Source organism: Streptococcus sp. zg-86 (genome assembly GCF_017639855.1).
Lineage (GTDB): Bacteria > Bacillota > Bacilli > Lactobacillales > Streptococcaceae > Streptococcus > Streptococcus zhangguiae.
This window is the reverse complement of record NZ_CP072115.1, coordinates 1369654-1396556: the sequence shown is the minus strand read 5'-3', so window position 1 is coordinate 1396556 and position 26903 is coordinate 1369654. Positions and strand designations below refer to the sequence as shown.

Genomic DNA, 26903 nt, shown 5'->3' with positions numbered 1-26903 from the left:
GAACTAGCTAGCTGATCTTGTAGGTCGACAAGGGAGAGGTGAAAAATGAATATTTTTATACTGGAAGATGATGTTGTTCAACAATCTCGAATGGAAGAAGTCGTAGCGGGTCTTATAGCCCAGCACCACTTATCGGTCAAGCGGCTAGAGGTGTTTGGTAAGCCAGAACAATTGCTAGCAGCAGTAGAGGAAAAGGGACGTCATCAGCTTTTCTTTTTAGATATTGAAATCAGAGAGGAAGAAAAAAAGGGACTCGAAGTGGCGCGTGAGATTCGTCAGCTCGATCCCTATGCGATGATTGTCTTTGTGACCACTCATTCTGAATGGATGCCCTTGGCTTTTCGCTACCAAGTGTCTGCTCTTGACTATATCGCCAAGAATCTCCCTTCTGATGAATGGCTAGCTCGAATCGAGAAAGTGCTTCTATATGCAGATGAGCAAGTGACAAAGACAGTGGCGGAGGATGCTTTTTATTATCAGTCCAAGTATGCGCAGATTCAGGTTCCGTTTCAGGACATCCTGTATTTAGAAACCTCCCCTCGCCCGCATCGTGTCATTTTGTATACGGAAAAGGATCGCACAGAGTTTACCGCTAGTTTAGCAGAAGTCTTGCAACAGGAACCAAGGCTCCTTGCCTGTCATCGTTCCTTTGTCGTCAATCCAGCCAATGTTGTCAAAATTGATAAGCATGAAAAAATTCTCTATTTTCGCAATGGCTCTAGTTGTTGGATTGCAAGAAGTAAGTTAGAGACGGTACTAGCTACGATTGAACAGTTACATAAAGGAAGTGGCCTATGATTGTTGGACTACAGGTAATGGTTGTCGTAACTCTTATGCTAATGGAGTTGATCTTATTTTCTAGGATAAGCGGCCGAAAATTGCGCTGGTATGAGGTTCTTCTTGGCATGGCGATTAGAGTTATCGTTGTGAATGGAATACTTTTCTTAAACTACCTTTTAAAGGACAACTGGGGAAACTACTATATAGCCATCTTCGTCGATTTTTTTCTCTTATCTTATTTATTCCTCAGACCTTTATCCAAAACCCTGCTGATTTTCTATAGCCTCCTGCCTATGACCTTGCTCGATTTGTTTAGCGACTCCCTCTCCTTTGGTGCCTATGCGTTTGAAATAGAGGATGTTCTTGCAAAGGGGAACAATTTGGGAGTAGGGATAGAACGGGTGATTGCGATTGTCTTACTTCTTTTGTTTTTGCACTACTTTCACTATGATTTCTCAAAGTTAAGGCGCATCTTCTTTAGCATCCGTGATAAGAAATTCCTTTATCTCGTCAATTGGCTTATGGCTTGTTATTATGGAACAACTCAGCTTCTCTTGTATATGGAAACAGGGCAAGCGGCGGATGTCCTTGTCATTCGTCAGTTTATATTGATTTTTTACCTCCTCATATTTATGAGTCTAATTGCACAACTGGACAAAAATATCCGAGAGACCTTAAAAGAAAAGCTAGATTTTCAAAAGGAGTTGCAACTTCAACATCTAGAACAGTATAGTCAACAGGTGGAGGGATTGTACCGTGAAGTCAGGGGATTTCGCCATGACTATACCAATCTGCTCACAACGCTTCAAGTAGGGATAGAGGAAAATAATCTCACCTTGGTCAAGGAAATCTATGATACAGTGCTGAAAGATTCCAGTAAGCACCTCCGACATCCTAAGTATGACATGGGACGGTTGGTGCAGATTGACAATAATGCGCTCAAGAGTTTGCTGGCCTCAAAAATAGCGCAAGCGACAGAACATCACGTTGCTGTTTCTCTTGAGGTGCCGGAGGTCATCAGGCCAAAAGGGATGGAGTTGGTGGACTTTATTACGATTGTTGCTATTTTATGCGATAATGCCTATGAAGCTGCCCTAGAGACAGAAACAGCTATCATTCGTCTTTCGTACTTTACGCTGGAACAAAAGCAGGTATTTATCATTGAAAATAGTACGCAACAAGAATCTGTGGACATTTCTTCCTTGTATCAGTTTGAAGCTAGTTCAAAGGGGGAACATCGAGGGATTGGCCTCTATACGGTTCTGAAAATCTTGGAACATTATCCAGGAGTGTCGCTCCAGACAAGAAGTCAACACCATACGTTTTGTCAGGTACTTGAAATACAGCTGGTAGATGAGTAAGAGATAGGAGGAGGCTGGGCAAAAACTAGCCAGTAAATAAAAAACACAGATAGATTCAAGTTGATTTTGATGAAATCCAGTCGAACTATTTGTGTTTTTATTTTTGTCTCTATTATATTGGACTAATTTCTTAGCCAATTTCGTGAGATTCATGCTCATTAGGAGGAATCCTATCTCAGTTTCAACCACTTTTTGACCTCTGACATGCACTCTGCGTACGCCAAAAACACCCTTCATCCTACCAAATACAGGTTCGACATCCACCTTGCGTTTGGCATAAATGCGGGCTCCCTCTTTACTTGGCAATTCCTCTTTGACTAAGTTCTTGAAATAGTTCCACGTAGGATTATACTGAATTTGTTTGAGGTTTCCTTTCTCTGTCCGTGCTAATTGGTCTAACTCTTCACTAGCTTGTACAGGATCAGCTTCGTAAATCTTACTATCTTTCTCAAATCCATACTTTTCCGTTCTTCGTGAATAATTCTTAAACGAGTAGACAACTCCATCTGGTTTTATCCACTGGTCAGAATCTTCTAGGTAAGTCCAGTTTTCAGGATTGGCATCACTCTTCTTGTAGCTTTTCTTCTGCTCTTTCTGATATGTTCCGTAGGGAATTAGGGGCGTTTTCTCCAGATTATCAACGATAAAGCTGTAATTTTCTTCACTACCATAACCTGCATCCGCGACAATGTGTTGAAAGAGTTCTAAGGTTTGGATGGATTGAAGAAAAGGTTTGAGTGTACGAGTGTCAGTTGGATTCGGATACAATCCGTAAGCTAAGGCAAACTGGCTATTTGTACCAAGTTGAAGGTTGTAAGCAGGTTTGAGCTGACCATTCCTCATATGATCCTCTTTCATCCTCATAAACGTCGCATCAGGATCTGTTTTAGAATAGGAATTTCGCTCTTGTAAAATCTGTTTATCTCGTTCGTACTTTTGTTTCCGAACAAGAAAATCCTCTTTCAATTTTCTCTTGAGTTTCTTAATTCTTCTTCGTTTCTGTCTGTTGGCCGATCCACCTTTAATGACTTTAGGCTCTTGTGAGATAGCATTTTCCAACTCATCTAGTACTTGTTCGGTCTCTTGTAGGAGTTGGTTTAGTCCTTCGCTAGTGAGACATTCTTCCTTGGACAAGGCAGTATTCACCCCTTCTTGGACTAGCTTGTCATAGAGAGCAGAAATGTTTCCATTCAAGGCATCTTCATAGCGCTCAACGGCCTTTTTCCACGTGAAGGAATACTTGTTGGCATCAGCTTCTACCTTAGTCCCGTCAATGAAGAGAGCTTTATCTTCAATCAATCCATTCTCTCTGAGGAGGAGAGTGAAGTAGATGAAAGCAGTTTTGATAAGCTGGTTGGCGTGTGTAGAGGCCCGAAAACTATTTATGGTTCGATAACAGACGTAGGTATCCTGACTCAGCCATTTCATAGGAATGACTTCCTCATTCATTTGGAGGATTTTTCTACCAGAGAAAACTTGGCGAGCATAGGCGAATAGGGTCATTTTGAGCAACATAGCTGGATGAAAGGCAGGACGACCTGTGTGGGAAGTTTCTTCTAGGAGAACGGATTGAGGAATAGTATCCACAAACTGACTAATCAGACGTGCCTCATGTGTAGCAGGTAAGTCCCAAGCAATATTTAATTCCAAACTAAGCTGATTTGTGTTATACTGTTTATACATTTTCATGCCTTTCTAGTTGTTTTGTGGTTATTATAATTATAAAGCATGAAATGGAAAACGAGCAACTCCTAATTGGAATTGCTCGTTTTTTGTATATGAGCAGCTAGTTTTTGCCCAGCTTCGATTCTCTATCAGAATGGGAGATATACTTCAAGTCATGTATTTTTCTGTGAAAATTTCTTCCCTGTGTTTCAAGCCTTGCGTTTTTTTGTGATAAAATCTTCCCTATGCTTTAAGTCTGTTATTTTTTTGTGAAAATTCCTTTCCTGTGTTTCAAGTCTTGCATTTTTTTGTGATAGAACCTTCCCTATGCTCTAAGTTTTTCCTTCTTTCGTGAAAAATCTCTTTCCTTGGTTTCTTGTCTCTCTTTTTCACCTGCGAATAGCCCTCTTTTATCATTTGAAGGGCTTGGACATTAGAAATGAAAAGAGGTTTGAATAACAGCGGGAACCATTTAGGAATCTTCAATGACCGTTCAGGAAATGAGCAAACTTGTCTATCAATAAGTGCTATACTCTATTTACCAAAGTTAAAGGTAATAACAAATGAAAGAAGGTATGTTTTATGGATACACATATACTAGAAGAAGCCTATTCTTTGATCAATGAACTAGAGAAGATTTTTCAACGAACCTCTCACCAATCGAACTATGACACGATACGATTTCAAGAGAATATACAGGAAATCGTGACAGTATTGAAGAATCGTACAGTCGTGGATAATCAGCTTCTAATAGCTCTTGAAAAATTTTACCAACGAACCAGCTTGTTGATGGGCATTAGTTCCTTAGATGTGACAGAAGACTTGAAACAGGCTTGGCGACGGTATGATCAATTTCATTACGACCAAGTCAAGCCAGTTTTAAAAGTATACGGCCCGATAGGTATGTTATAACGTATTGGAAAATCCCCATAAACTGATTTTTAGGAGAGATTTCAGATGAAAAAAGAAAATCCCGAAACGGGCATCACAAAAGAAAATAGTATATCCATTGGTATTTGCATTGGTCTGTCTTTCGGTAGTCTACTCGGTATATTAGTGGGAGAATTACTAGGAGATATCGCCAAAGGTTTGGCGCTTTCTTCTTGGTTGGGTATCATTGTCGGACTGTTAATTGGTGTAGTCTTACGTGCCAGAGCCAAGTAGTCTACATGATTTTTTCGATCAGAGTTTTTTGTCAAGAAGGACAGTTATTGGCTTAAGAATGTAGAAGGAGACATGATGATGACAAAGCAAGTGAAAATCCTAGCTGTTGTGGTTGCAACAACTGTTTTACAAGTCCTATTTGGTCTTGTCATGAAGGTATCCCTCAGACAAATGCTAGGTGTCCTAGCTTGCACTCTATTGCTGAATGGGTTGAATGCTTGGGCAGATATACGTTCGACTTCTTCAGAGGGTAAGCCGGCTGAACAGTCGCTTACTGTGGGGCAATTTATGAAAAAAACGTGGTTCTTTCAACTCATCATGATTGGGATATTCATTTGGAATCTGCTGAATCAGAGCAGTCCCTTTAATCCATTTTTTCATCTAGCTATCTTACTATTGTGTTATACGATTGGTTTTATCAAAGTGATGAAGGGATAGAAAAGGAGAAGGAATATGGAAAAACAACTACAAAAAGGGAATTGGCTTGTTATCATCCTTGATATTGCGCTCTTTTTTGCATGGATTATTGGAAAAAGAAGCAGCTTTCCTTATTTTATCATCTGTGCAATTCTTGTCTTTATAGGGACTCTAGTTCTTACCATTCGCGCTTACCGTCTTTTGAGACAGAAGGGGATTTCTTACCACTGGCCTCCATATCAAAAATGGATGCTTGGGGTGACCTTCTTGGTGACCCTTGTTCTTTCAGTACTTGACGGTCAGAACCTAGTGCAATTTTGCTCGACCTTTTTTATGTTTTTGACAGGGGTGGTCTTACAGACCTATCCCAATCGTGAAGGATATAAGCAGGCTATTTCATCTGAAATCAGCTAGTGATGGATTTCTTGAAGGAGATTTTAATGATTTTTGAGAAGGTGATGTCATTTTTTGCCGCAATCTTGGGCTATTTTGTCTTTGATCTGATTTGCTGGCAGCTGAACCAAGGAGATTTTCACCAACATCAGCTAGTCTATATTGTGGGCAATAGTCTGATTGTCTTGCTTCTGCTCTATGTGATTTCCAAAGGGAAGATTGCGACCTTAAGGCTTCCAAGCTGGTCGGACTTGGGACTGGTCGTTCTTGCCTTTCTAGCTCTCTTCTTGTTTGATGTGGTGTATACGAATGTTATTTCCTTTCAGTCAGGAGCAGCTCGGGAAGTCCATGATACAATAGTACAGGGGATCAGCCTTTCCTTCTTCATCGATGTTTGCTTTTTTGGTCCAATCCGCGAGGAAATCTTGACGCGAGGTTTTTTGCAAAAAGGTGTCTGTAACAATAGTTGGTGGGGCTTGTTGCTAGCAGCTACCTATTTCTCCATCCTACATGGGCCTGAAAATAGTGCCACTTTTCTATACTACGGAGTCATGGGGGCGATATTTGGCTGGCTTCATAAGAAGTCAGATAATCTAGTGTTGTCGATTCTGCTACATATTGCTTGGAACAGCATGGTGATGTTCTTTGTACTGCGTCATTAGGGACAGGGAGATAACTTCCTGCCTTTTTCGTTTTCCAATAGCTGACGATAACTCTGCTTCGTGATATAATGGTAGACAGACATCATACTCATGTAACATCATTGAATTCTTGATGTTCAAAGGGTATAAGGAGAAGATAGTGATACAATCAACTTATGAATGGACCTTGGTTCCGACAATTTCAGATCAAGCCTTTGTCAAAGTAGCGAAAAAAGAGGGCTTGGACTCGGTGGCAGCAAATGTGCTGTATACGAGAGGAATCCAGACAGAAGAAGCGCTAAAGAAATTTTTACAACCGAGCTTGGACGACTTGCATGATCCCTATTTGCTCTACGGAATGGATAAGGCCGTGGAGCGGATTCGTCAGGCTATTCAGGCAAATGAACTGATTTTGGTCTACGGTGACTATGATGCAGACGGTATGACTTCAGCGTCCATTGTTAAAGAAGCCTTGGAAGAACTTGGTGCAGAATGCATGGTCTATCTGCCGAATCGCTTTACAGACGGTTATGGTCCCAATCAGTCGGTTTACAAGTATTTTATTGAGCAACAGGGCGTTTCTCTCATTGTCACAGTTGACAATGGTGTGGCAGGGCATGAGGCTATAGACTATGCCCAGAGTGTCGGTGTTGATGTTATCGTAACAGACCACCACTCACTTCCTGAAACCCTGCCTGAGGCCTATGCCATTATCCATCCCGAACATCCAGACGGAGCCTATCCCTTTGCTTTTTTAGCAGGCTGTGGAGTAGCTTTTAAGCTAGCCTGTGCTTTATTGGAAACAGTCCAGGTGGAATGGCTTGATTTGGTTGCCATTGGGACAATCGCCGATATGGTGAGTTTGACAGATGAAAATCGTGTCTTGGTCAAGTATGGTCTTTCCATGCTCAAGCAAACGGAACGAATTGGGCTACAGGAGTTGATGGCTCTAGCTGAGATTCAAGCAGACATACTAGATGAGGAAACCATTGGCTTTCAACTGGCTCCGCGTTTAAATGCCCTGGGGCGTTTGGATGATCCTAATCCTGCTATTGACTTGTTGACAGGCTTTGATGAGGAAGAAGCACAGGCGATTGCCCAGCTGATCGACCATAAAAATAGCGAGCGCAAAGCGATTGTCCAAGCTATTTATGATGAAGCAAAGACAATGATTGACAAGGAAAAGCCGGTTCAAGTCTTGGCTCAGGAAGGATGGAATCCCGGTGTATTAGGGATTGTCGCAGGTCGGTTATTGGAAGAATTACAGCAGCCGATTATTGTATTGTCCATTGAGGAAGGAAAAGCAAAGGGATCTGCTCGATCGGTTGCCGCCATTGATATTTTTGAAGCCTTGCAAGCTCATCGTGATTTATTTATCGCCTTTGGTGGGCATGCAGGTGCGGCAGGAATGACCTTGGAAGTGGACAAGCTAGACGCTTTATCTGAAGCTCTTTCTGACTACATCCTTGATAATGGATTGGATCAGGTTCGTAAGGGCGAGTTGTGCCTTGATGAGGAATTGGATTTGGAGGAGTTGTCGCTTGATACCCTAAAATCATTTGAGAAATTGGCTCCCTACGGTATGGACAATAAAAAGCCAGTCTTTTATCTTAAACATGTTCAGGTCGAATCCGCTCGTACGATGGGGCAACAAAATGCTCATCTCAAATTCCGAATCAGTAAGGGGAAGGCCAGTTTTGATGTTCTTGCCTTTGGCATGGGACAGTTTGCTTTAGAAATTGGGCAGAGTAAAGACCTAGAACTGGCTGTTAGTCTGTCAGTCAATCAATGGAATGGCCAGACTACCTTACAATTGATGCTGGTTGACTTGCGGGTAGAGGGGGTTCAGCTCTACAATCTGCGCAGTAAGAAAACACGTTTTCCAGCAGACCTGGTCGTGGTGGATTTTGCACAAGCATTACCAGATGTGACAGGACAAAAAGCCATTGGAATTGCGACAGTTCCAGATGATATCCAAGTTCTCAAGGATTTCTTGCAAGCCCATGACTTTCAAGCCATTTATTTTAAAAATGAGCTGGCAACTCCTTATTATTTGGATGGCTATGGTAGCAGGGAGCAATTTGCGCGCCTTTACAAGACCATTTATCAGTTTAAGGAATTTGATGTGCGCTACAAACTGAAGGAACTGGCGGCTTATTTGAAAATGAAAGAACATCTCTTGATTAAGATGATTCAGATTTTCCAAGAATTGGGCTTTGTTACGATTACAGATGGGGTCATGAAGGTCAATAAGGATGCAGAAAAACGAGAGATTAGCAGCAGTAGTATTTACCAACAGTTGAAAAAACAGGTCGAAGAACAAGAACTACTGGCACTTGGGACAGTCCAAGAAATCTATGCTTACCTAATGGAGAAAACAGACTGAGAACTTCATTTCAAAATCTCCCAAATACGGAAAAAACATGGTATAATAAAGAGTAATGCTCTTGACGATTTTTGAGACAGTCAGAGCACAAAACAACTAAAAAGTGAGAATACGATGAATTTAAAAGATTATATTGCTTCTATTGAAAACTATCCGCAAGAAGGCATTACCTTCCGTGATATTAGCCCTTTGATGGCTGACGGAAATGCCTATAGCTATGCTGTTCGTGAGATTGTTCAATATGCAACGGATAAGAAAATTGATATGATTGTAGGGCCTGAAGCGCGTGGGTTTATTGTGGGTTGTCCAGTCGCTTTTGAGCTTGGAATTGGCTTTGCCCCAGTTCGTAAGCCAGGAAAATTACCGCGCGAAGTGATTTCAGCAGATTACGAAAAAGAATATGGCGTTGATACCCTCACCATGCACTCAGATGCGATTAAGCCAGGTCAACGTGTCTTGATTGTGGATGATTTATTGGCAACTGGTGGAACAGTGAAGGCGACGATTGACATGATTGAACGCCTAGGCGGAATCGTTGCAGGCTGTGCCTTTTTGATTGAATTGGATGATCTTAAAGGTCGCGAAGCGATTGGCGATTATGATTACAAGGTCTTGATGCACTATTGATATAGTAAATTGAATAAAGGTTAGGACATTGTTCAGTCGCTTTGCTTCAATAGTTCAGTGGGATGTTGAAGGTTGGAAATAGGGATTATGGAGTAATCCTCAATTAACGCCAGTTTATCTGTAGCTCATTGCCTTGTCCTATTCCTTTCTCAATCCACTATATCATCATTCAGTTTGATAGTAGGTTGCTAACTCACCTTGTTTAGAATATATAGTTTGAAACTATAAGGATTGCCATTTTTCTTCTAATTGAAAGGCCTATCCCTCCTGTTATATAATAGAAAAAAGGAGGAGTGAAGGTATGCCGATTACATTAAAAAAATCATTACCAGCTGTCGAACAATTAAAAGCAGAGAACATCTTTGTCATGGACGATGATCGCGCAATGCATCAAGATATTCGTCCTTTGAAAATCTTGATTTTGAATTTGATGCCACAAAAGATTGTGACGGAGACGCAGTTGTTGCGCCTTTTAGCTAATACCCCTCTGCAATTAGAAATTGACTTTCTCTATATGAAAAGCCATGAGTCAAAGACAACTCAAGCAGCTCATATGGAAGAGTTCTATCATACGTTTGCTGAAGTTAAAGACCGTTATTTTGATGGCTTGATTGTGACGGGTGCTCCTGTTGAAAATTTGGCATTTGAAGAAGTGGACTACTGGGAGGAATTGGTAGAGGTTTTCCATTGGGCAAAGCAGCATGTCTACTCTACCCTACATATTTGCTGGGGTGCCCAAGCAGGTCTTTATGCTCGCTATGGGATTAAAAAGCATAGCCTGCCTAAGAAATTATCAGGCGTCTATTGCCAGGAAGTAGTGGCTGATCGCAATCCCTTGATGAGAGGCTTTGATGATGAGTTCCGCTCGCCTCATTCTCGCCATACAGATGTGAAAGCAGAAGATTTGGCTCGATTAGACAATTTACATGTCTTGGCAAGAGGAGAAGAGGTCGGTGTCTCTATTGTTGCAAGTAGTGACTTACGTGAGGTGTATAGCTTTGGGCATTTGGAGTATGACCGTGATACCCTTGCAAAAGAATACGAAAGAGATTGTTTAGCTGGTTTACAACCAGACCTTCCAGAACATTATTTTAAACAGGATGATCCGAATTCACGTCCAGCCCTATCATGGAATCTTCCAGCAGCCCAGTTTTTTACTAACTGGATTAACTACGCTGTCTATCAAGAAACGCCGTATGATTGGCAAATTTTTGAGCAATCCGCCTTATCAGCTAGTCTATAAAGAGGAACTATGAATTATTTACAGCAATTTCAGAAGGGCTATTTGGTCTTACCACCCGATTTGCTCTTTCATTTCAAGGATTTATTTCCCTCGGCCGATGATTATGTGGTCTGGCAATTTTTCTTTTATCAAAATACAACGAACATCGAAGGATTGGCTCCGAGTCAGATTGCTGAGGCTTGTGGAAAGACGGTTTCTGAAATCAATCGTTCCATTGAACACTTACAAGAAGCAGGTCTACTTGATTTTAAAACGATTAATTTATCGGGTGAAATTGAGATGATTTTTGATGCTTCCCCTGCTTTGGAAAAACTAGATGCTTTGCTACAACCTAAGGAATCAGGGTATGGACCAACAGCGATTAGCTATGACTTGAAGCAACTGGTTACAGAGTTTGAGGCAGAGTTGGGTAGATTGTTGTCTCCGCTTGAATTGGAAGATTTACAAAAAACAGTAGGTGATGATCAAGTTGCGCCAGAACTAGTGCGCGAAGCTCTTCGTGAGGCTGTATTTAATAACAAGACAAATTGGAAATATATCCAAGCTATTTTAAGAAACTGGCGTCGTGAGGGAATCACGACAGTCGCCCAAGTTGAGGCCAAGCGTGCCGAGCGAGAAGGGCAGCTTCCTCGAAATGTCGCTGTATCATCCGATTTCTTAGAAGCCATGGATTATTGGAAAGAGTAGAAAATGAATCAGAAAATCTCAAAACGTTTAGAAACAGTGGCAAGTTTTGTACCACAGGGGGCTCGTTTGGTAGATGTAGGGAGTGACCATGCTTATCTCCCTCTTTTTTTGGTGGAAAAAGCAGTGATTTCTTACGCCATTGCAGGAGAAGTCGTAGAAGGTCCTTATCAATCAGCCCTGCAACATGTCAGAGAATCAGGTTATACCCAACAGATTGAGGTTCGCTTGGCCAATGGTCTTGCTGCCTTTGATCAAACAGACCAGATGACAGCCATTACCATTGCCGGCATGGGTGGTCGCTTGATTGCAGACATCTTAGAAGCTGGAAAAGATAAGTTGGAAGGGATTGAACGACTTATTTTACAACCTAATAATCGAGAAGATGATGTGAGAGAATGGCTGGAAATACATGATTTTAGACTGGTTGCAGAAACCATGGTCGCAGAAAATGGGAAGTTCTATGAGATTCTTGTCGCAGAGCCTGGGGAACAGTCGCTGACATCCCTGGAGAAACGGTTTGGCCCCTATCTCTTACAGGAAGTTTCTCCTGTTTTTCAGCAAAAATGGGAGCGCGAAGCTGACAAATTGCAGCATGCCTTGGCACAAATTCCGACAGAGCATAGTATAGAACGTGCCCGCATTGAGGAAAAAATTCAGCAAATCAAGGAGGTTTTACATGTTAGCAAGTAAAGTGATTGAACGATATCAGGCTTTTTGTCCTCCGAGTCTGTCCATGGAGGGCGATGTATCAGGTCTTCAGATTGGTACCCTAAATAAGGACATTCAGACCGTCATGGTTGCACTCGACATTCGTGAAACAACGGTCGCTGAAGCGATTGACAAAAAGGTAGACTTGATTATCGTCAAACATGCCCCAATTTTTCGTCCGTTAAAGGACTTAGTGGCAGATGACTTGCAAACGAAAATTTGCCTTGATTTGATCAAGCATGATATTGCAGTCTATGTCAGCCATACCGATATTGATGTGGTTTCGGGTGGGCTAAATGACTGGTTTTGTGACCTATTAGATATCAAGGATACAGACTATCTGCACGAAACGCAGGAAGGTCATGGGCTTGGTCGGATTGGAAGGGTTGAGCAGCAGACTCTAGAAGAATTGGCGCTCAAGGTGAAGCGAGTCTTTGGTTTAGATGCGGTTCGCTTGGTGACTTACGGCCATCAAGCTCAACAATATGTAGAACGGGTGGCTATTTGTGGTGGTAGTGGTGGCAGTTTTTATAAGGCAGCACTTGCAAAAGCAGCGGATGTCTATATCACAGGAGATATTTACTACCATACGGCTCAAGAAATGTTAACACAGGGCTTGCTTGCTATTGATCCAGGGCATCATATTGAGGTACTATTTGTAGAAAAAATTGCCCAAGAATTACAGAAATGGAAAATAGAAGAAGGTTGGGACATTACGATTGAGGCTTCAACTGTATCAACCAATCCTTTTCGGCATGTATAGTGAATGGAATAAAGGTTAGGACATCGTTATACTCTATAAAAATCAACATCTGACTAGGCAACGAAATCGTAGCTAGAACTGAAGTTCAGCAAGGTGAGTTAACGACGTCAGACTTTGATTTTTGACGAGTATAAGTCGCTTTGCTTCAATAGTCCAGTAGACTGTTGAAGGTTGGAAATAGGGATTATGGAGTAATCCTCAATTAACGCCAGTTCTATCTGCTGCTCCTTGCCTTGGCCTATTCCTTCATAAGATACGAGGGCGTATAAAGTACAAAGTGTACCCCTAGGGCATCCGTATCTGTAGAACGAGCAAGCTCGTAACAGCTACGGCAAAATAGGAAGTCTGGCGAAGAGCCAAAGGAGATTTTGCTCTGCAAACTCCTATCACTCACCTCCAAAGGTATACTATACCTTTGGAGCTAGGAAGACTTATCCCTAAAGGGAGCCTCAGCTGTAACCAGCTAAAGCTGGAACATCTGCGTCCCCACTAAAGGGAGCCTCAGCTGTAACCAGCTAAAGCTGGAACATCTGCGTCTCTTTTTTACACAGCTCTTAGTCCGTGTTCAGTTCTCAATCCACTCTATAAGTAAAGCAGGAGATGACAGCTTTGCTTAAAAATGGTAAAATAGAACAAAATAACATTGAAAGGCTTTCGCAACTATGAAAGGTATTATTCTCGCAGGAGGGTCAGGTACTCGTTTGTATCCCTTGACTCGTGCAGCATCGAAACAATTGATGCCCATTTATGATAAACCCATGGTTTACTATCCTCTCTCAACCCTTATGTTGGCAGGAATTAAGGATATTTTAATTATTTCGACACCAACTGATCTACCTCGTTTTGAGGAAATGTTAGGAGATGGATCTGAACTTGGGATTTCACTTTCTTATGCCGTTCAGCCAAGTCCAGATGGTCTTGCTCAGGCCTTTATTATCGGAGAAGAATTTATTGGTGACGACAGGGTTGCACTAATTCTTGGAGACAATATCTATCATGGAAATGGTTTGACCAAGATGTTGCAACGGGCGGCTAGCAAGGAAACAGGTGCAACAGTTTTTGGCTATCAAGTAAAAGATCCAGAACGCTTTGGTGTTGTGGAATTTGATGCGGATATGAATGCCATTTCGATTGAAGAAAAACCGGAACAGCCAAAGTCAAATTTTGCTGTAACAGGTCTTTATTTCTATGACAATGACGTGGTAGAGATTGCCAAAAATATTCAGCCGTCTCCTCGTGGAGAATTAGAAATCACAGATGTGAATAAGGCGTATTTGGAACGTGGTGACTTGTCTGTTGAGTTGATGGGGCGTGGTTTTGCTTGGCTTGATACTGGGACACATGAGAGCTTGTTAGAAGCAGCTCAATACATCGAAACGGTTCAGCGTTTGCAAAATGTTCAAGTGGCAAATCTTGAAGAAATTGCTTATCGCATGGGCTATATTACTAAGGAGCAGGTCTATGAACTCGCTCAACCATTGAAGAAAAATGAATACGGACAATACTTGCTCCGTCTGATTGGAGAGGCCTAATGACAGAGAATTTTTTTGGTAAGACCTTAGCAGCTAGAAAGATTGATGCTATTCCTGGCATGTTAGAGTTTGACATTCCTGTTCATGGGGACAATCGTGGTTGGTTTAAGGAGAATTTTCAAAAAGAGAAAATGTTGCCCTTAGGGTTTCCAGAGACTTTCTTTGCGGAAGGAAAACTCCAAAATAATGTCAGCTTTTCTCGTAAGCATGTCTTGCGTGGACTCCATGCAGAGCCTTGGGATAAATACATTTCTGTTGCGGACGGCGGAAAAGTGCTCGGTTCTTGGGTTGATTTACGTGAGGGAGATACGTTTGGAAATGTCTACCAGACAGAGATTGATGCGAGCAAGGGGATTTTTGTTCCGCGTGGTGTGGCAAACGGCTTTCAAGTCCTATCTGATACGGTAGCCTACAGCTACTTGGTGAACGATTACTGGGCCTTGGAATTAAAACCAAAATACGCCTTTGTCAACTATGCAGATCCAAGTTTGGGCATCAAATGGGAAAATCTTGAGGCAGCAGAAGTATCTGAGGCTGATAAGAATCACCCAATGCTTCAGGATGTTAAACCCTTGAGAAAAGAAGATTTGTAAGATGTATCATCGTTTTTTAGAGATTGCGCAAGCCTTAAATGAATTGGGAATTATTCCTCTTTTAATGGGATCTGTTGGTCTAGAGCAGCGAACAGGTAGAAGTTGGGCTGCTCATGATTTGGATATTCATGTCCCTAGTGACCCTAGGGGTTGGGAAGCTCCTGATGAAGAGCGAATTTATCGAGCAACTGAATTGATTGCAATGATGGAACAACTAGGTTATACCTTGGTAGATCGCCACGAACATGAATTTCAAAAGGAAGATTGTTCAGTAGAATTCGGTGGTCTTCATTCGCTCCCAGCTTTTGCAGGTATTCCACTAGAAGAATTAGAGGAGATAAGAGATGGCGATGTCCGCTATTATTTGCCCACTCTAGAGCAATATCTAAACATCTATCAAGCATCTTCCAAAGACAGTTATCGTAATGATAAGAATAATCAAAAAGACTTTGCTAAAATTGCATATTTAAAAGAAGTATTAAAAAAATAAGCCTAGCTCAGTCAAAATAATAGAACAGTTATCGGAGAAATCATGTCTGAATTTAAAAATATTATCGTCACAGGTGGAGCTGGTTTTATCGGCTCAAACTTTGTACATTATGTCTATAATAATCATCCGGATGTCCATGTGACAGTCTTGGATAAGTTAACCTATGCTGGAAACCGTGCCAATCTAGTTGAGATTCTAGGTGAGCGTGTTGAGCTTGTGGTTGGCGATATTGCTGACAGTGAGTTGGTTGATCAGTTAGCAGCAAAAGCAGATGCGATTGTTCACTATGCCGCAGAAAGCCACAATGACAATTCACTGAATGACCCAAGTCCCTTCATTCATACGAACTTTATCGGAACCTATACTCTGTTAGAAGCAGCACGTAAATACGATATTCGCTTCCACCATGTATCAACAGATGAGGTTTATGGGGACCTTCCGCTTCGCGAAGATTTACCAGGTCATGGTGAGGGCCCAGGTGAGAAATTCACGGCTGAAACCAAATACAATCCAAGTTCACCGTATTCATCAACCAAGGCAGCTTCTGACTTGATTGTGAAGGCTTGGGTACGTTCATTTGGTGTCAAAGCAACAATTTCCAACTGTTCAAACAACTACGGACCTTACCAACACATTGAGAAATTTATTCCACGTCAAATTACTAATATTTTGAGCGGTATCAAGCCAAAATTATATGGTGAAGGAAAAAATGTTCGTGACTGGATTCATACTAATGACCATTCCTCTGGTGTGTGGACGATTTTGACTAAGGGTGAAATTGGTGAAACCTACCTAATCGGTGCTGATGGTGAGAAGAATAACAAGGAAGTCTTGGAGTTGATTTTAGAGAAAATGGGTCAACCTGCTGATGCCTATGACCACGTAACAGACCGTGCTGGTCACGACCTACGTTATGCGATCGATGCAAGCAAACTCCGCGATGAGCTTGGTTGGAAACCAGAATTTACCAACTTTGAAGCAGGTCTGGAAGAAACGATCAAATGGTATACAGACCATGCAGATTGGTGGCAGGCTGAAAAAGAAGCCGTTGAAGCTAACTATGCGAAAACACAGAAGGTCATTAAATAAGGAGGAAAGGTATCCTAACAGATTTTAGGGTGCCTTTTTACTAAAGATGTTACAGAAAACTTATTCATTTTTTAATCGCTTGTTAACCATTGTCATGCTACTCATAGCTCTTTATTGGCTCCTTACGAGTACCATAGTGTTAGCAGGAGCAACGCAAGTCATGCTTGTCATTATTGTTATCGGAATTGCGCTTGTTGCCTTATTGCCTAATCTATGTAGGTGGTGTTATCGCATGCTGATGAGGTATAAGCTGGTGCTTTTAGTTCTTGCTGTCATCTATCAGCTGGTGCTTGTTCTTGTGACTAATCTGATGATTCGTTCGGATGCAGCAATGGTCTTTAGTGGCGCAACTCATATTGTAGATCATAGCATTATCTCCTTATATCTTTCGCGCTATCCAAATAATCTTTTACTGTTCTTATATGAACGATTTTTCTACAATTTATTTTCGGGAAATGCTATCTGGGTTATGCAAGGCTTTAATATCCTCTATGCCAATAGTGCGGGATGGATACTGTATAAGGTTGCTCAAAAGCAATTCGGCCAAGGAATTGCTGATGTAGTATTTAGTTTTTATCTATTTTTTATTGCTTTTACACCACAATTTCTGACCATGTATACAGATATTATGGTGCTTCCAGTGATTGCATTGCAACTCTATTGTATCTTTGAGCTATTCTATTTGAATCAGCATCAAGTTAGTAGGAAATCTTTACTAGCTGTCCTACTTGCTTTGATAACTGCACTTGGTGTGTGGCTAAGACCGACCTTGATCATCTTGCCATTGGCTGTATTTTTGGTTCAATTTTTTGTGCAGAACTGGAAACAGTACCTACAGATTTTGTTGGTATTTCTAGCTGTTTTTGCCGTTAGTTATAAAGGATTGACGAGTGTAAAAGATACCCAAACAGAGGTGATTATTCATAAGGAATATAGTATAACAGCCTTAGCTTATATAGATTTAGGACTGACTTACGTAGGAACAGATCAGATTGATTTTCAGGCGGGATTATCCCAGTTTGTGACTGATGAGACCCGAGTGGATGAAAACTATGATGGTCGATTTTCTAACCAAGTTGTGATGAAGGATATTAAACGCCGATTGAAAGACTACACGCTATCAACTTTTATCGGTCATATTCTGCATAAGCAAAATCTCACTATGCGAGATGGAACCTTAGGGTGGGGGTATCAAGATGCTAGTAAAGAGGGAGTTTATTATATCAACCCTCTTTATGCTAAAACAGTACATCATCCAATTGCGCAAAAGATTCGAAACTATCTAATTTATACAGATCAGCCAAGTTATCGCTATTACCGTTATTTTATTCAAGTTATTTATATCATTTTGATATTCGGATTTGTTTATCAATTCCTGCGTTATAGCCCAGATAGTAGAGAAAGCATGCTTAGTTTAGCTGTCTTTGGTGGTTTGTTGTTTCTGATGATTTTTGAGGGTGGTAAGACTCGCTATCTGATTCAATTTTTACCACAAATTATTCTGTTATCCAGTCTAGGCTATGCTAAATTAGGCAATAGGCTGGTGGGGAGGAGAAAAGATGGCTAGAGTAAATCCAATCCTATACATGGTTATTCCATGTTACAATGAAGAACAGGTATTACCTGAAACATCAGGTCTCTTTTTAGCAAAATTAGAGCAACTCATTGCAGATAAGTTGGTGTCAAAAGAGAGTAGAATCCTGTATGTAAATGACGGTAGTTCGGATAAGACATGGGAGCTGATTGAGGAATATGCACAAAATCCGTATGTAGTGGGCATTGCTCAGTCCAGAAACCGTGGACACCAAAGCACTGTATTAGCAGGTATGATGGAAGCAAAAGAAGCAGCTGATATTGTGATTACGATTGATTGTGACGGACAAGATGATATCAATTGTATGGACGAGATGGTAAAAGCTTATCAAAATGGAGCAGAAGTAGTCTATGGTGTTCGCAAAAAACGCACGACAGACACCTTTTTCAAGCGAGCAACAGCAGAAGGATTTTATAACTTGCTTGAAAAACTAGGGGTTGAAGTCATTTTTAACCATGCAGACTATCGCTTGATGTCAAAGCGTGCTTTAGAAGCTCTGTCAGAATTTTCTGAGGTGAATCTGTTTTTACGCGGAATGGTGCCGATGGTTGGTTTTAACTATGCTATTGTAGAATACGACCGTTTTGAACGGATTGCAGGAGAAAGTCATTATCCACTTAGCAAGATGATAGGCCTTGCTATCGATGGTATTACGAGCTTGAGTGTCAAACCTTTACGGTTTATAACAGGACTGGGGGTGATTACTTCGATAGTTTCTTTCCTATTTATTTTATGGACCATTTTCCGACACTTTTTCGGCTTTACAGTCTCAGGTTGGGCTAGTACGGTTACGATTATTGCCTTTATTGGTGGGATTCAGTTGATTTCAATCGGGATTATCGGCGAATATATCGGAAAAATTTATCTTGAGACGAAAAAGCGTCCCCGCTATATTATTGATAAGCGAACAGATAAAAAAAGGTAGAATGATGTGAAAAGAACCTCTTATAATGGACGGTATAAAAAGTGATATGCTGTTCCTATAAGGAGGTTCATTTCAATGTATCGTGAATTGAATAAAGGTTAGGACATCGTTAAGTCGCTTTGCTTCAATAGTCCAGTGGACTGTTGAAGGTTGGAAATAGGGATTATGGAATAATCCTCAATTAGCGCTAGTTCTATCTGCAGCTCCTTGCCTTGTCCTCTTTCTTTTTCAATCCACTATATCTTTCTTCTTTGCCTCACTACCTTTGTACTCTTCTCTTTCAATTAGTTTGATGTATTGAAATGAAATAGCTATTTTTGAAGTCTAGTGAGGTGAGGAAGGCTTTAAATGAATTGTTTAAAAGGAAAAGGGAGTGGGAACCACGATGAGTGTTTAGCATTCACCCACAAAAGAATGTAATCTGGAAGATTAGGTATCATAAAAAAATCGTGATTTCATAGAAATCGATTATCCTCACTCCTTTATTTCTAGGTTCGGGCTAAAATAATTCACTGGATTGTTTTACTCCCCCGCAACAGTCGTTATCTTTGGAGATTAAAAAGCGAACAAAGGAAGAGTTAAAAACTTAAAACTCTTCCTTTGTTCGCTTTTTGTATATATTTTAGTAAAAGAGACTACATGAAATTATAGAATTTCTAACGTGAAAATCTTTTTGTCCCAGGCTCGTTTTTCTCATCATTATTTCATCGTGGGGAATAGTAAGACGTCACGAATAGTAGTTGTGTCAGTTAGGAGCATGCAGAGGCGGTCGATTCCGATACCGAGTCCGCCTGTTGGGGGCATACCGTATTCAAGAGCTTCTACATAGTCGTAGTCAATGCCAGTTGCTTCATCATCTCCCAATTCTTTGGCTTTAGCTTGCGCCTTAAAGCGTTCCAATTGATCAATGGGATCATTCAACTCAGTAAAGGCATTTCCATACTCTTTGGTCATAATAAAGAGTTCAAAACGATCCGTGAAGCGGTCGTCTTCAGGATTTTTCTTAGCAAGTGGTGACACAGCCACAGGATGTCCATAGATAAAGGTTGGCTGGATGAGGGTATCTTCTACAAATTCTTCGAAGAAGGCATTGATGATTTGACCAACTTCAGTATAATGTTTTTCAACAGGAACCTTATGCACACTTGCAACAGCCTTAGCTTCTTCAAAGGTCATCTCTTGCCAGAAATCAACTCCCGTTTGTTCCTTAATCGCATCAACCATGTGAAGGCGTTTGAATGGTAGGTGAATATTGATTTCTGTACCTTGATAAGTGATTGGTCCGTCTCCGACAACAGCTTTTGCAGTGTGTTGAATGATACCTTCTGTCAAGTTCATGATATCAAGGTAGTCGGCATAAGCTTGGTAGACCTCAATGGATGTAAATTCTGGATTGTGAGTAGCATCCATTCCTTCATTACGGAAGATACGACCGATTTCATAGACACGTTCCATACCGCCGACAATCAAGCGTTTCAAATGTAATTCTGTTGCAATCCGTAGAACCATATCAATGTTTTGGGCATTGTGATGGGTGATGAATGGACGGGCGGCAGCACCACCAGCTTCATTATGAAGGACAGGGGTTTCGACTTCTAAGAAACCAAGCCCGTCTAGGTAACGGCGAATTTCTGAGATAATCTTGCTACGAGTGACAAAGCGGTCAAAACTTTCACGGTTTGAAATCAAGTCTAAGTAGCGTTTGCGGTAAATGGTTTCGGTATCTGTTAAGCCGTGGAATTTTTCTGGTAATGGGCGAAGGGCTTTTGACAAGTGGGTTAATCTGCGGGCATGAATGGATAATTCACCCATATTGGTCCGCATGATGTCTCCCTCAACCCCGATAAAGTCTCCGAGGTCAGCCTTATTGAAGAGTTCATAGTTTTCTTCACCGACATCATCTTTACGGACATAGATTTGGATTTGACCTTCGCGGTCTTGGATGTGGGCAAAGCCTGCTTTTCCTTTTCCACGTTTTGTCATCATACGTCCTGCAATAACAGCAGTAGCACCCAATTCAGCCAAATCTTCCTTGCTTTTATCTTCGTATTGTGCTTTTAATTCTGCTGAATTAGCTGTGCGTTCAAATCGTTTTCCGAATGGATCAATCCCTTTTTCGCTAAGAGCCGCCATTTTTTCACGGCGAACGAGTTGCTGGTCATTTAATTCTTCAAAATGTTCGTTTGACATAGTTGTTTCATTCCTCCAAAGTCTATCTCATTCATTCTAGCATAAAACCAAAAAAAAATCAGCTAGGATAGCTAATTTTTTCTATTATATACATGATTTTAACGGGTTTATCTAGTCAGCTTTGGTAATCAAATCTGCAAATTCTGCTCCGACAAAATCAGCTAATGCTTGGCTATCCATTCGAATAGAGCGGCCAAGTTCTCCAGCTGAGACGATGATTTGTCCCAATTCTAAGGCAGATTGATCGATATAGATTGGAAAACGATGCTTCTGGCGAATACCAATAGGATTGTTGGCACCGTGGACATAGCCGGTTGTTTTTTCCAAATCTTTTTGGGGAATCATGCTGACTTTTTTATTACCAGAAATCTTGGCTAATGCCTTTTCTGATAGGTGTTCTGTAATAGGAACGATGCCGATAACGGGCCCTGTCTTATCACCGATTAAGGCAAGTGTTTTGTAAATCTGATGTTTTTCCACATCTTTCGGTAGTTTGCCTTCAAGTGCGTTGAGTTCAAGACTATCATGGTCAAGCCCTGCCTTATCTAAAATTTGGTCCACCAAGGTTTTTTTGCGTTTCTTTTGCTTGGCCATTACTTGTATTTTTCCTCCAGTTTACTCATCCAAAGACCTAGCCAAATCCCCAATCCAAAGAGGACTAGTGCAAGAAACCAGGTTCCAATGCCTGCGCCAGCGTAGGAAATGGACTCTTCATTTCCAGCTTGAGGAATGAGGATTAAGACAGTACTAGACAGAACAATTCCAATGATGAAGTGATACACTCGAGAATGGTAATATTTGAGAGCCAAGTCCATAGCTTTTGAAAAGGCTAGCATGGCAAGAACACCACCGATTGCAATGGGTAAGAAGGTACCAATCAAATCAAGTGATTTAAAGCCATTGAGCATAGGAGTATAAATCCCTAAAATGAGGAGAAGATTGGAAGGACTGAGCCCAGGTACCAAAATCCCCAAGGCAATCAAGGCTCCAGCCAAAACAAAGCTAGCAAAAGTAGCTGGTAAGGTTCCTACTAAATCATTGAGGAAATAAAGAAGCAAACCAGATAGGAAAAAGGTTCCGCACAGCCAAGCGAGGTCAGCCATATCTCGTTTGCTATGCTGGGTAGATTCCTTGATGAGACTGGGAATCGTTCCGACAATAGCTCCTGCAAATCCCCATAAGACGATGACTTGATAGTGTTCCAAGAGGTATTCGACGGGATAGGAGAAGAGGGCAATTCCTAAAATTCCTCCAATTCCTACTGGAATGAAGAAGAGGACATTTTCAATAAAATTCTCGCGAATATGGGCAAGAAAACGAATCATCCGTTCATAGATTCCCAAAATTGCTGCTAATACGCCTCCTGATACACCAGGTAAGATAAAACCAAGGGCAATAATCATTCCCTTTACAACTCTTGCAATAAAAGATGTCATTATTTCCTCCGAAAAACAAAAAGGTATAAGAATATCAACTGAAACATATCATCATTCAGTTTTCATTTAGTACTAGGCAGCGCGTTGCAGGCATAACTGAAATTAGGCAAAACGTGTTAATGACGTAATAAATAGAAAATGAATGACGAGAAAGCGTTCAAAACGATACTATTATACCATATTTTGTGAGAGAGGTCAGGCCCTTATTTATTTGGCAAGAAAAAACGTGGATTGGCAGGTATGAGAATACCCAAGACAAGTAGGACAACAAAGAGGGTCAGTCCACCTGCTGTTCCATTGACGGTAAAGGAATACCAGTAAGCAGACACGCCTTCAGGAGCATAACTGCCCCAAAAGATAACACCAGCAATGTAGTGAATCACGTAGCGAACAAGGACAGCAAGACTAGTAGCTAGAAAGGCTCGTAGGAGTGCTTTGGTATACTCTTTTGTTTTTAATGCTGTTTGGAAACTAGGTGCCAGATAGCCTGCTAGTCCCATTGCGACAAAGGCAAGAATGTATTCCAAAAAGACTTGAGAGAAGGAGAGATAGTAGACCTTACCAAGGACAAAGTGGAGCAAGCCCCAAATCAAACCTGCCAAGAGCCCGTATTTTGCACCTCTACGTAAAGAGAATAGTATTAAGGGAATAGCGCCAAAGGATGGATTAAACCAACCGATAAAGTCGGGAATAAAGGATAAGACCATAGCAAGAGCCGCAAAGAGGGCTACTTCAACAAGGGCATTGAGATTTTTGGACATAAAGAAAGACTCCTTTTCTTTCACAAAAGGAGCCTTTGGTAGTCGATAGATCAGTAAATGAACGGGTATCGATTCAAACACAATCCCTACGCTAGTGTTAACTAGATCAGGTTCGAGGATTTCGCAGATGCGATCTCAGCCGAAGCACTCCTTTGTGATAGTTATTAAATTAAGGTTAGTATAGCATATTATTCAGGGCTTGTAAACAACTTTTGGTAGACCTCATTTGGCTCTTTTAGTGTTGTAATAAGATTGAGGTCCAAATGATGGGCAAAGCCGCTAAGTGATCCTACAGAGGTATATTGGTGTAAGTCGTAGTCTAAATCAGTCGCAGGAGCAGCATTGTAATAGCCAGAGTTGGTTCCATAAGTCGGAATCCAAAGGGCAGTAAACTTATCAACAGAAATATTGTGTTCCGCCATGAAATAGGTTCCAACATAGATACCGATATTTTTTGCTCCAAGATCGGCTAATTCCTGACGAAAAGCTTCGACACCGGCATTCATATCGTCCATGGTTTTTTCCTCGACATCAAGCCAATAGTAGGTCGGTTTGTATTTAGAAGAGGCTTCATAGAAAGATTTTGCTTCTTTCTTCATCGACTCGATACTATTTCCTGTGACATAGGCATAGACAGCTACTGGAATCCCACGCTCTTGAAATTCCTTGATATGGGTCTTGTAATGTTTATCGAGACCACTTTCATCAGAGGCGTTATTGTCTTTTTTTGTATGCGACCCACTTTGTACTCGAATAATAGCACCAGATATATGAGACGATAGGGTATCGTAGTCAATATCAGATGGCCGTTGCCAGCCAGACACATCGATGATGGGTTTCATTTCGAGGGCATTGGTAATGTGTACGGAACTCGCATGATAGCTCGGTTCGCTGGTACTACTGGAGTCGCTAGTAGCGGAAGTTGCTTGTTCAGTTTGTTCCTGTCCTAAGCCCCTTGTTACCAGAATCAAGCCTGTAAACAAGAGGAAAAAGAGGGCAACAAATATAGGGTGTATTTTCTTTCTCATTGCTCCTATTTTAACCTAAATAGGGGAAAAAATCAAAAAAATAAGCCAGTAGATAGTGAATTTATCTTGACAGGGCTCTTAGTTTTCGTTACCCTAGTATGGGAAATAAAAAGAGGAAGTATTGTGTGCGATGTCAACGAGACAAATGAGCCGAATTGTGATGCTGGTAGCCTTATCTATTGTGCTACGTGCAGCTTTTGCAAGTTTTCCAAATATCAAGCCGATTTCAGCTATCTTTTTGGTGAGTCTTTCCTTTCTATCCTTTGGTGAGAGCCTAGCAATTATGGCCTTGACCATGTTGGGAAGCAGCATCTTGTTTGGCTTTGGTCTGATTGTTTTTTGGCAGATTTTAAGTTTTGCACTAATCATGTTGATTTGGCGTTTGTTGGCTGTTCCCTTTATTCGTAGGAAGCACTTGCCGCTGATAGGACAAAGTGTAGGAGTAGGCTTCATCGTCTTTCTGTACGGTTTTTCAATTAGCCTACCGATTGCCTGGCAATATGGGACAAATCCAATTCTGTACTGGCTAAATGGATTGTCCTTTGATGTCTTGCATAGTGTTTCGACTGTTTTATTTTACCCCATTATTTATTCTATATTTAGGAGATATGCCCCTCATGAAAAAATGGATGCTTAGTATCGTATCACTTATTGCAGGTTTATTTTTGGTTGCCTGTCAACCACAGACAAGTCAGACAGAAACGGAAAAAACCTATACAGCTACCTTAAAAGTAACTTTTCCAGATGATAAGGTAGTAGAGGAAAAAGTAACCTTCAAGGAAGATGATTCTGTTATGGATATCTTAGAAGAACACCATAAAATTGAAGAAAAAGATGGCTTGGTGACTGTCATTGATGATGTCAGCCAAAGCCCTGAAAAAAATACCTATTGGATGTATGATGTCAATGATGAATTGGCACCAAAAGGTGCAAAAGAGATGCACATTTCGGATGGTGATACTGTAACATTCTACTTGCAGACCTTCCAATAAGATACTCGCTTAAAAGAGTTGCAAATGCTTAGAAAGTCCGTGATGAGTTGGGCTACTAAGCATTTTTTGTTACTTTTGAATAGGTGGTGTCCTTGTGGAAACGCTTTTTGCTAAAATTGTCAGATTTTTCCGTATTTTATAGGGAAATATGGTATAATGAGAGCAATACTCTAGAAGATGCTAGGAGAATAGATGAAGATTGATAAACAGCATTTGCTGAACTATTCTATTTTAATTCCGTATTTAATCTTGTCCATTATAGGACTAATTATGATTTATTCAACGACCAGCGCTTTACAGGTGCAAAATGAGGGAAATCCTTTTAAACTCTTGCTCAGTCAGGCTGGTTATTGGGTGATTAGTTTGGTGGCGATTTATATTATTTACCGCATGAAACTAAGTTTTTTACGGAGAACAGGCCTGATTTCTGTTACGCTGCTAATTGATGGATTTTTGCTAGTCATTTCACATTTTTTTGATGCTGTCAATGGGGCACACGGTTGGATTCGTTTGGGTCCAGGAGGTATTATCGGATTGCAACCAGCAGAATATCTCAAATTACTGATTGTCTGGTATTTGGCACATCAATTCGCTAAAATCCAAGGAGAGATTCGTAAGTATGACTATCAAGCCTTAACCAAGGGACAGTGGATTCCAAATAAGCTCAATGATTGGCGCTTGGTCAGCCTCGTCTTTTTGGGTTTGGTAGCTTCCCTACCGGATCTGGGGAATGCAGTGATTGTTGCCCTCATCATTGTGGTTATGGTGACCGCTAGCGGTATTGGTTATCGTTGGTTTTCAACTGCCCTGCTAGGAATTGTGTCTGCTTCAGCCCTGCTTTTAGGAACCATTCGAGTGCTTGGAGTCGAATTTGTGGCAAAAATTCCATTATTTGGCTATATTGCACGACGATTTGCAGCTTATTTTAATCCCTTTGAAAATGCAACAGAATCAGGATGGCAATTAACCAATTCTTACTATGCCATGAGCAACGGTGGTTGGTTTGGTAGAGGATTAGGAAACTCAATTGAGAAAAATGGCTATCTCGTAGAGGCTCATACCGACTTTGCCTTTTCAATTGTCATAGAAGAGCTAGGCTTTTTGGGAGCAAGTCTCATTTTGGCCCTCTTGTTTTTCTTGATTTTACGTATTATCGTGGTTGGTATTCGGGCAAAGAATCCCTTTAATGCGATGATGGCACTAGGTGTAGCAGGCATGCTACTTGTTCAGACCTTTGTTAATATCGGAGGGATTTCTGGACTGATTCCAGCGACGGGAGTTACCTTCCCATTTATTTCTCAAGGGGGAAATAGTTTATTGATTATTTCCATAGGAATTGCTTTTGTACTCAATATTGATGCCAATGAAAAGCGGGAATTGATTCAGGAAGAGATTGAACGAACAATGATCTAGATTGTTCTAGTAAGAAGATTAGGAG

The 26903-nt window shown here is 41.0% G+C and carries 27 protein-coding genes, 1 pseudogene and 1 riboswitch; of the genes and pseudogenes, 22 read left to right on the top strand and 6 right to left on the bottom strand.

The annotated features are described in order from the left end of the window. Positions 1 to 45: 45 nt before the first annotated feature. Both J5M87_RS06665 and J5M87_RS06660 read left to right on the top strand, forming a co-directional pair. Positions 46 to 798, top strand: a complete 753-nt coding sequence (locus tag J5M87_RS06665) for a response regulator transcription factor (protein WP_154608411.1) — start codon at positions 46 to 48, stop codon at positions 796 to 798. Next, positions 795 to 2141: a sensor histidine kinase gene (locus J5M87_RS06660; protein ID WP_154608410.1), complete on the top strand. Its 1347-nt coding sequence runs from the start codon at positions 795 to 797 to the stop codon at positions 2139 to 2141. The genes J5M87_RS06665 and J5M87_RS06660 overlap by 4 nt, the downstream gene beginning before the upstream one ends. 122 nt (positions 2142 to 2263) lie before the next feature. On the opposite strand, the pseudogene J5M87_RS06655 reads toward J5M87_RS06660, so the two are convergent. Further along, a pseudogene (locus J5M87_RS06655) lies at positions 2264 to 3824 on the bottom strand (IS1182 family transposase); the annotation flags it as partial. Between the two features lie 564 nt (positions 3825 to 4388). Here J5M87_RS06655 and J5M87_RS06650 point away from each other — a divergent pair. The 17 genes from J5M87_RS06650 to J5M87_RS06570 all read left to right on the top strand — a co-directional run bounded on the left by J5M87_RS06650 (position 4389) and on the right by J5M87_RS06570 (position 19058). After that, positions 4389 to 4718, top strand: a complete 330-nt coding sequence (locus J5M87_RS06650; RefSeq protein WP_154608775.1) for a helicase BlpT — start codon at positions 4389 to 4391, stop codon at positions 4716 to 4718. 45 nt (positions 4719 to 4763) lie between these two features. Continuing rightward, complete coding sequence (locus J5M87_RS06645; protein ID WP_154608776.1) at positions 4764 to 4970, top strand: hypothetical protein; 207 nt, start codon at positions 4764 to 4766, stop codon at positions 4968 to 4970. A gap of 72 nt (positions 4971 to 5042) precedes the next feature. Beyond that, positions 5043 to 5408, top strand: coding sequence for a hypothetical protein (locus J5M87_RS06640; RefSeq protein ID WP_181351490.1), 366 nt, complete (start codon positions 5043 to 5045; stop codon positions 5406 to 5408). Between the two features lie 15 nt (positions 5409 to 5423). Next, a complete protein-coding gene (locus J5M87_RS06635; protein WP_154608778.1) occupies positions 5424 to 5801 on the top strand; it encodes a hypothetical protein in 378 nt (125 codons plus the stop codon). A 26-nt stretch (positions 5802 to 5827) separates the two neighbouring features. Continuing rightward, positions 5828 to 6442, top strand: coding sequence for a CPBP family intramembrane glutamic endopeptidase (locus J5M87_RS06630; protein WP_160463289.1), 615 nt, complete (start codon positions 5828 to 5830; stop codon positions 6440 to 6442). A 139-nt stretch (positions 6443 to 6581) separates the two neighbouring features. Next, positions 6582 to 8807 carry a single-stranded-DNA-specific exonuclease RecJ gene (gene recJ / locus J5M87_RS06625; RefSeq protein ID WP_160463288.1) on the top strand — a complete coding sequence of 742 codons (2226 nt, stop codon included), beginning with the start codon at positions 6582 to 6584 and terminating at the stop codon, positions 8805 to 8807. 114 nt (positions 8808 to 8921) lie between these two features. Then, positions 8922 to 9434: an adenine phosphoribosyltransferase gene (locus J5M87_RS06620; protein ID WP_067088858.1), complete on the top strand. Its 513-nt coding sequence runs from the start codon at positions 8922 to 8924 to the stop codon at positions 9432 to 9434. 301 nt (positions 9435 to 9735) lie between these two features. Further along, positions 9736 to 10677 carry a homoserine O-acetyltransferase MetA gene (metA, locus tag J5M87_RS06615; protein ID WP_154608781.1) on the top strand — a complete coding sequence of 314 codons (942 nt, stop codon included), beginning with the start codon at positions 9736 to 9738 and terminating at the stop codon, positions 10675 to 10677. A gap of 9 nt (positions 10678 to 10686) precedes the next feature. Continuing rightward, positions 10687 to 11364, top strand: coding sequence for a DnaD domain-containing protein (locus J5M87_RS06610; protein WP_154608782.1), 678 nt, complete (start codon positions 10687 to 10689; stop codon positions 11362 to 11364). Between the two features lie 3 nt (positions 11365 to 11367). Then, entirely contained in the window at positions 11368 to 12054 is a 687-nt protein-coding gene (locus tag J5M87_RS06605; RefSeq protein WP_154608783.1) for a tRNA (adenine(22)-N(1))-methyltransferase, read from the top strand. Then, on the top strand, positions 12041 to 12835 hold the full coding sequence (locus tag J5M87_RS06600) for a Nif3-like dinuclear metal center hexameric protein (protein WP_154608784.1): 795 nt from the start codon (positions 12041 to 12043) through the stop codon (positions 12833 to 12835). Before J5M87_RS06605 ends, J5M87_RS06600 begins: the two co-directional genes overlap by 14 nt. 662 nt (positions 12836 to 13497) lie before the next feature. Beyond that, the gene (gene rfbA, locus J5M87_RS06595) at positions 13498 to 14367 is read left to right on the top strand and encodes a glucose-1-phosphate thymidylyltransferase RfbA (protein WP_154608785.1); all 870 of its coding nucleotides are present in this window, start codon (positions 13498 to 13500) and stop codon (positions 14365 to 14367) included. Next, the gene (locus J5M87_RS06590; protein ID WP_154608786.1) at positions 14367 to 14960 is read left to right on the top strand and encodes a dTDP-4-dehydrorhamnose 3,5-epimerase family protein; all 594 of its coding nucleotides are present in this window, start codon (positions 14367 to 14369) and stop codon (positions 14958 to 14960) included. Before rfbA ends, J5M87_RS06590 begins: the two co-directional genes overlap by 1 nt. Position 14961: 1 nt before the next feature. Then, a complete protein-coding gene (locus J5M87_RS06585) occupies positions 14962 to 15450 on the top strand; it encodes a phosphoribosylanthranilate isomerase (protein WP_154608787.1) in 489 nt (162 codons plus the stop codon). A 42-nt stretch (positions 15451 to 15492) separates the two neighbouring features. Further along, complete coding sequence (rfbB, locus tag J5M87_RS06580) at positions 15493 to 16539, top strand: dTDP-glucose 4,6-dehydratase (protein ID WP_067088890.1); 1047 nt, start codon at positions 15493 to 15495, stop codon at positions 16537 to 16539. A gap of 46 nt (positions 16540 to 16585) precedes the next feature. Then, entirely contained in the window at positions 16586 to 18106 is a 1521-nt protein-coding gene (locus tag J5M87_RS06575) for a glycosyltransferase family protein (RefSeq protein ID WP_154608788.1), read from the top strand. After that, positions 18099 to 19058 carry a glycosyltransferase family 2 protein gene (locus tag J5M87_RS06570; RefSeq protein WP_154608789.1) on the top strand — a complete coding sequence of 320 codons (960 nt, stop codon included), beginning with the start codon at positions 18099 to 18101 and terminating at the stop codon, positions 19056 to 19058. Before J5M87_RS06575 ends, J5M87_RS06570 begins: the two co-directional genes overlap by 8 nt. Before the next feature lie 699 nt (positions 19059 to 19757). Here the strand turns inward: J5M87_RS06570 and lysS are convergent. The 5 genes from lysS to J5M87_RS06545 form a co-directional block, all read right to left on the bottom strand. Next, positions 19758 to 21248, bottom strand: a complete 1491-nt coding sequence (gene lysS, locus J5M87_RS06565) for a lysine--tRNA ligase (protein WP_154608790.1) — start codon at positions 21246 to 21248, stop codon at positions 19758 to 19760. Between the two features lie 111 nt (positions 21249 to 21359). Further along, positions 21360 to 21842 (bottom strand): aminoacyl-tRNA deacylase, encoded by a 483-nt coding sequence (locus J5M87_RS06560; protein WP_154608791.1) that lies wholly within the window; start codon positions 21840 to 21842, stop codon positions 21360 to 21362. Continuing rightward, on the bottom strand, positions 21842 to 22684 hold the full coding sequence (locus J5M87_RS06555; RefSeq protein ID WP_154608792.1) for a DUF368 domain-containing protein: 843 nt from the start codon (positions 22682 to 22684) through the stop codon (positions 21842 to 21844). Before J5M87_RS06555 ends, J5M87_RS06560 begins: the two co-directional genes overlap by 1 nt. 203 nt (positions 22685 to 22887) lie before the next feature. Next, a complete protein-coding gene (gene thiT / locus J5M87_RS06550; protein ID WP_154608793.1) occupies positions 22888 to 23445 on the bottom strand; it encodes an energy-coupled thiamine transporter ThiT in 558 nt (185 codons plus the stop codon). A 66-nt stretch (positions 23446 to 23511) separates the two neighbouring features. Next, positions 23512 to 23607, bottom strand: a riboswitch (TPP riboswitch). A gap of 26 nt (positions 23608 to 23633) precedes the next feature. Then, on the bottom strand, positions 23634 to 24473 hold the full coding sequence (locus J5M87_RS06545) for a glycoside hydrolase family 25 protein (RefSeq protein WP_154608794.1): 840 nt from the start codon (positions 24471 to 24473) through the stop codon (positions 23634 to 23636). 130 nt (positions 24474 to 24603) lie between these two features. On the opposite strand from J5M87_RS06545, the gene J5M87_RS06540 reads away from it, so the two are divergent. The 3 genes from J5M87_RS06540 (at position 24604) to ftsW (ending at position 26878) form a co-directional block, all read left to right on the top strand. Continuing rightward, entirely contained in the window at positions 24604 to 25110 is a 507-nt protein-coding gene (locus tag J5M87_RS06540; RefSeq protein WP_154608795.1) for a hypothetical protein, read from the top strand. Beyond that, positions 25091 to 25465, top strand: a complete 375-nt coding sequence (locus J5M87_RS06535; RefSeq protein WP_154608796.1) for a DUF4430 domain-containing protein — start codon at positions 25091 to 25093, stop codon at positions 25463 to 25465. Before J5M87_RS06540 ends, J5M87_RS06535 begins: the two co-directional genes overlap by 20 nt. Positions 25466 to 25657: 192 nt before the next feature. After that, positions 25658 to 26878, top strand: a complete 1221-nt coding sequence (gene ftsW / locus J5M87_RS06530; RefSeq protein ID WP_154608797.1) for a cell division peptidoglycan polymerase FtsW — start codon at positions 25658 to 25660, stop codon at positions 26876 to 26878. The last annotated feature ends 25 nt before the right edge of the window (positions 26879 to 26903 follow it).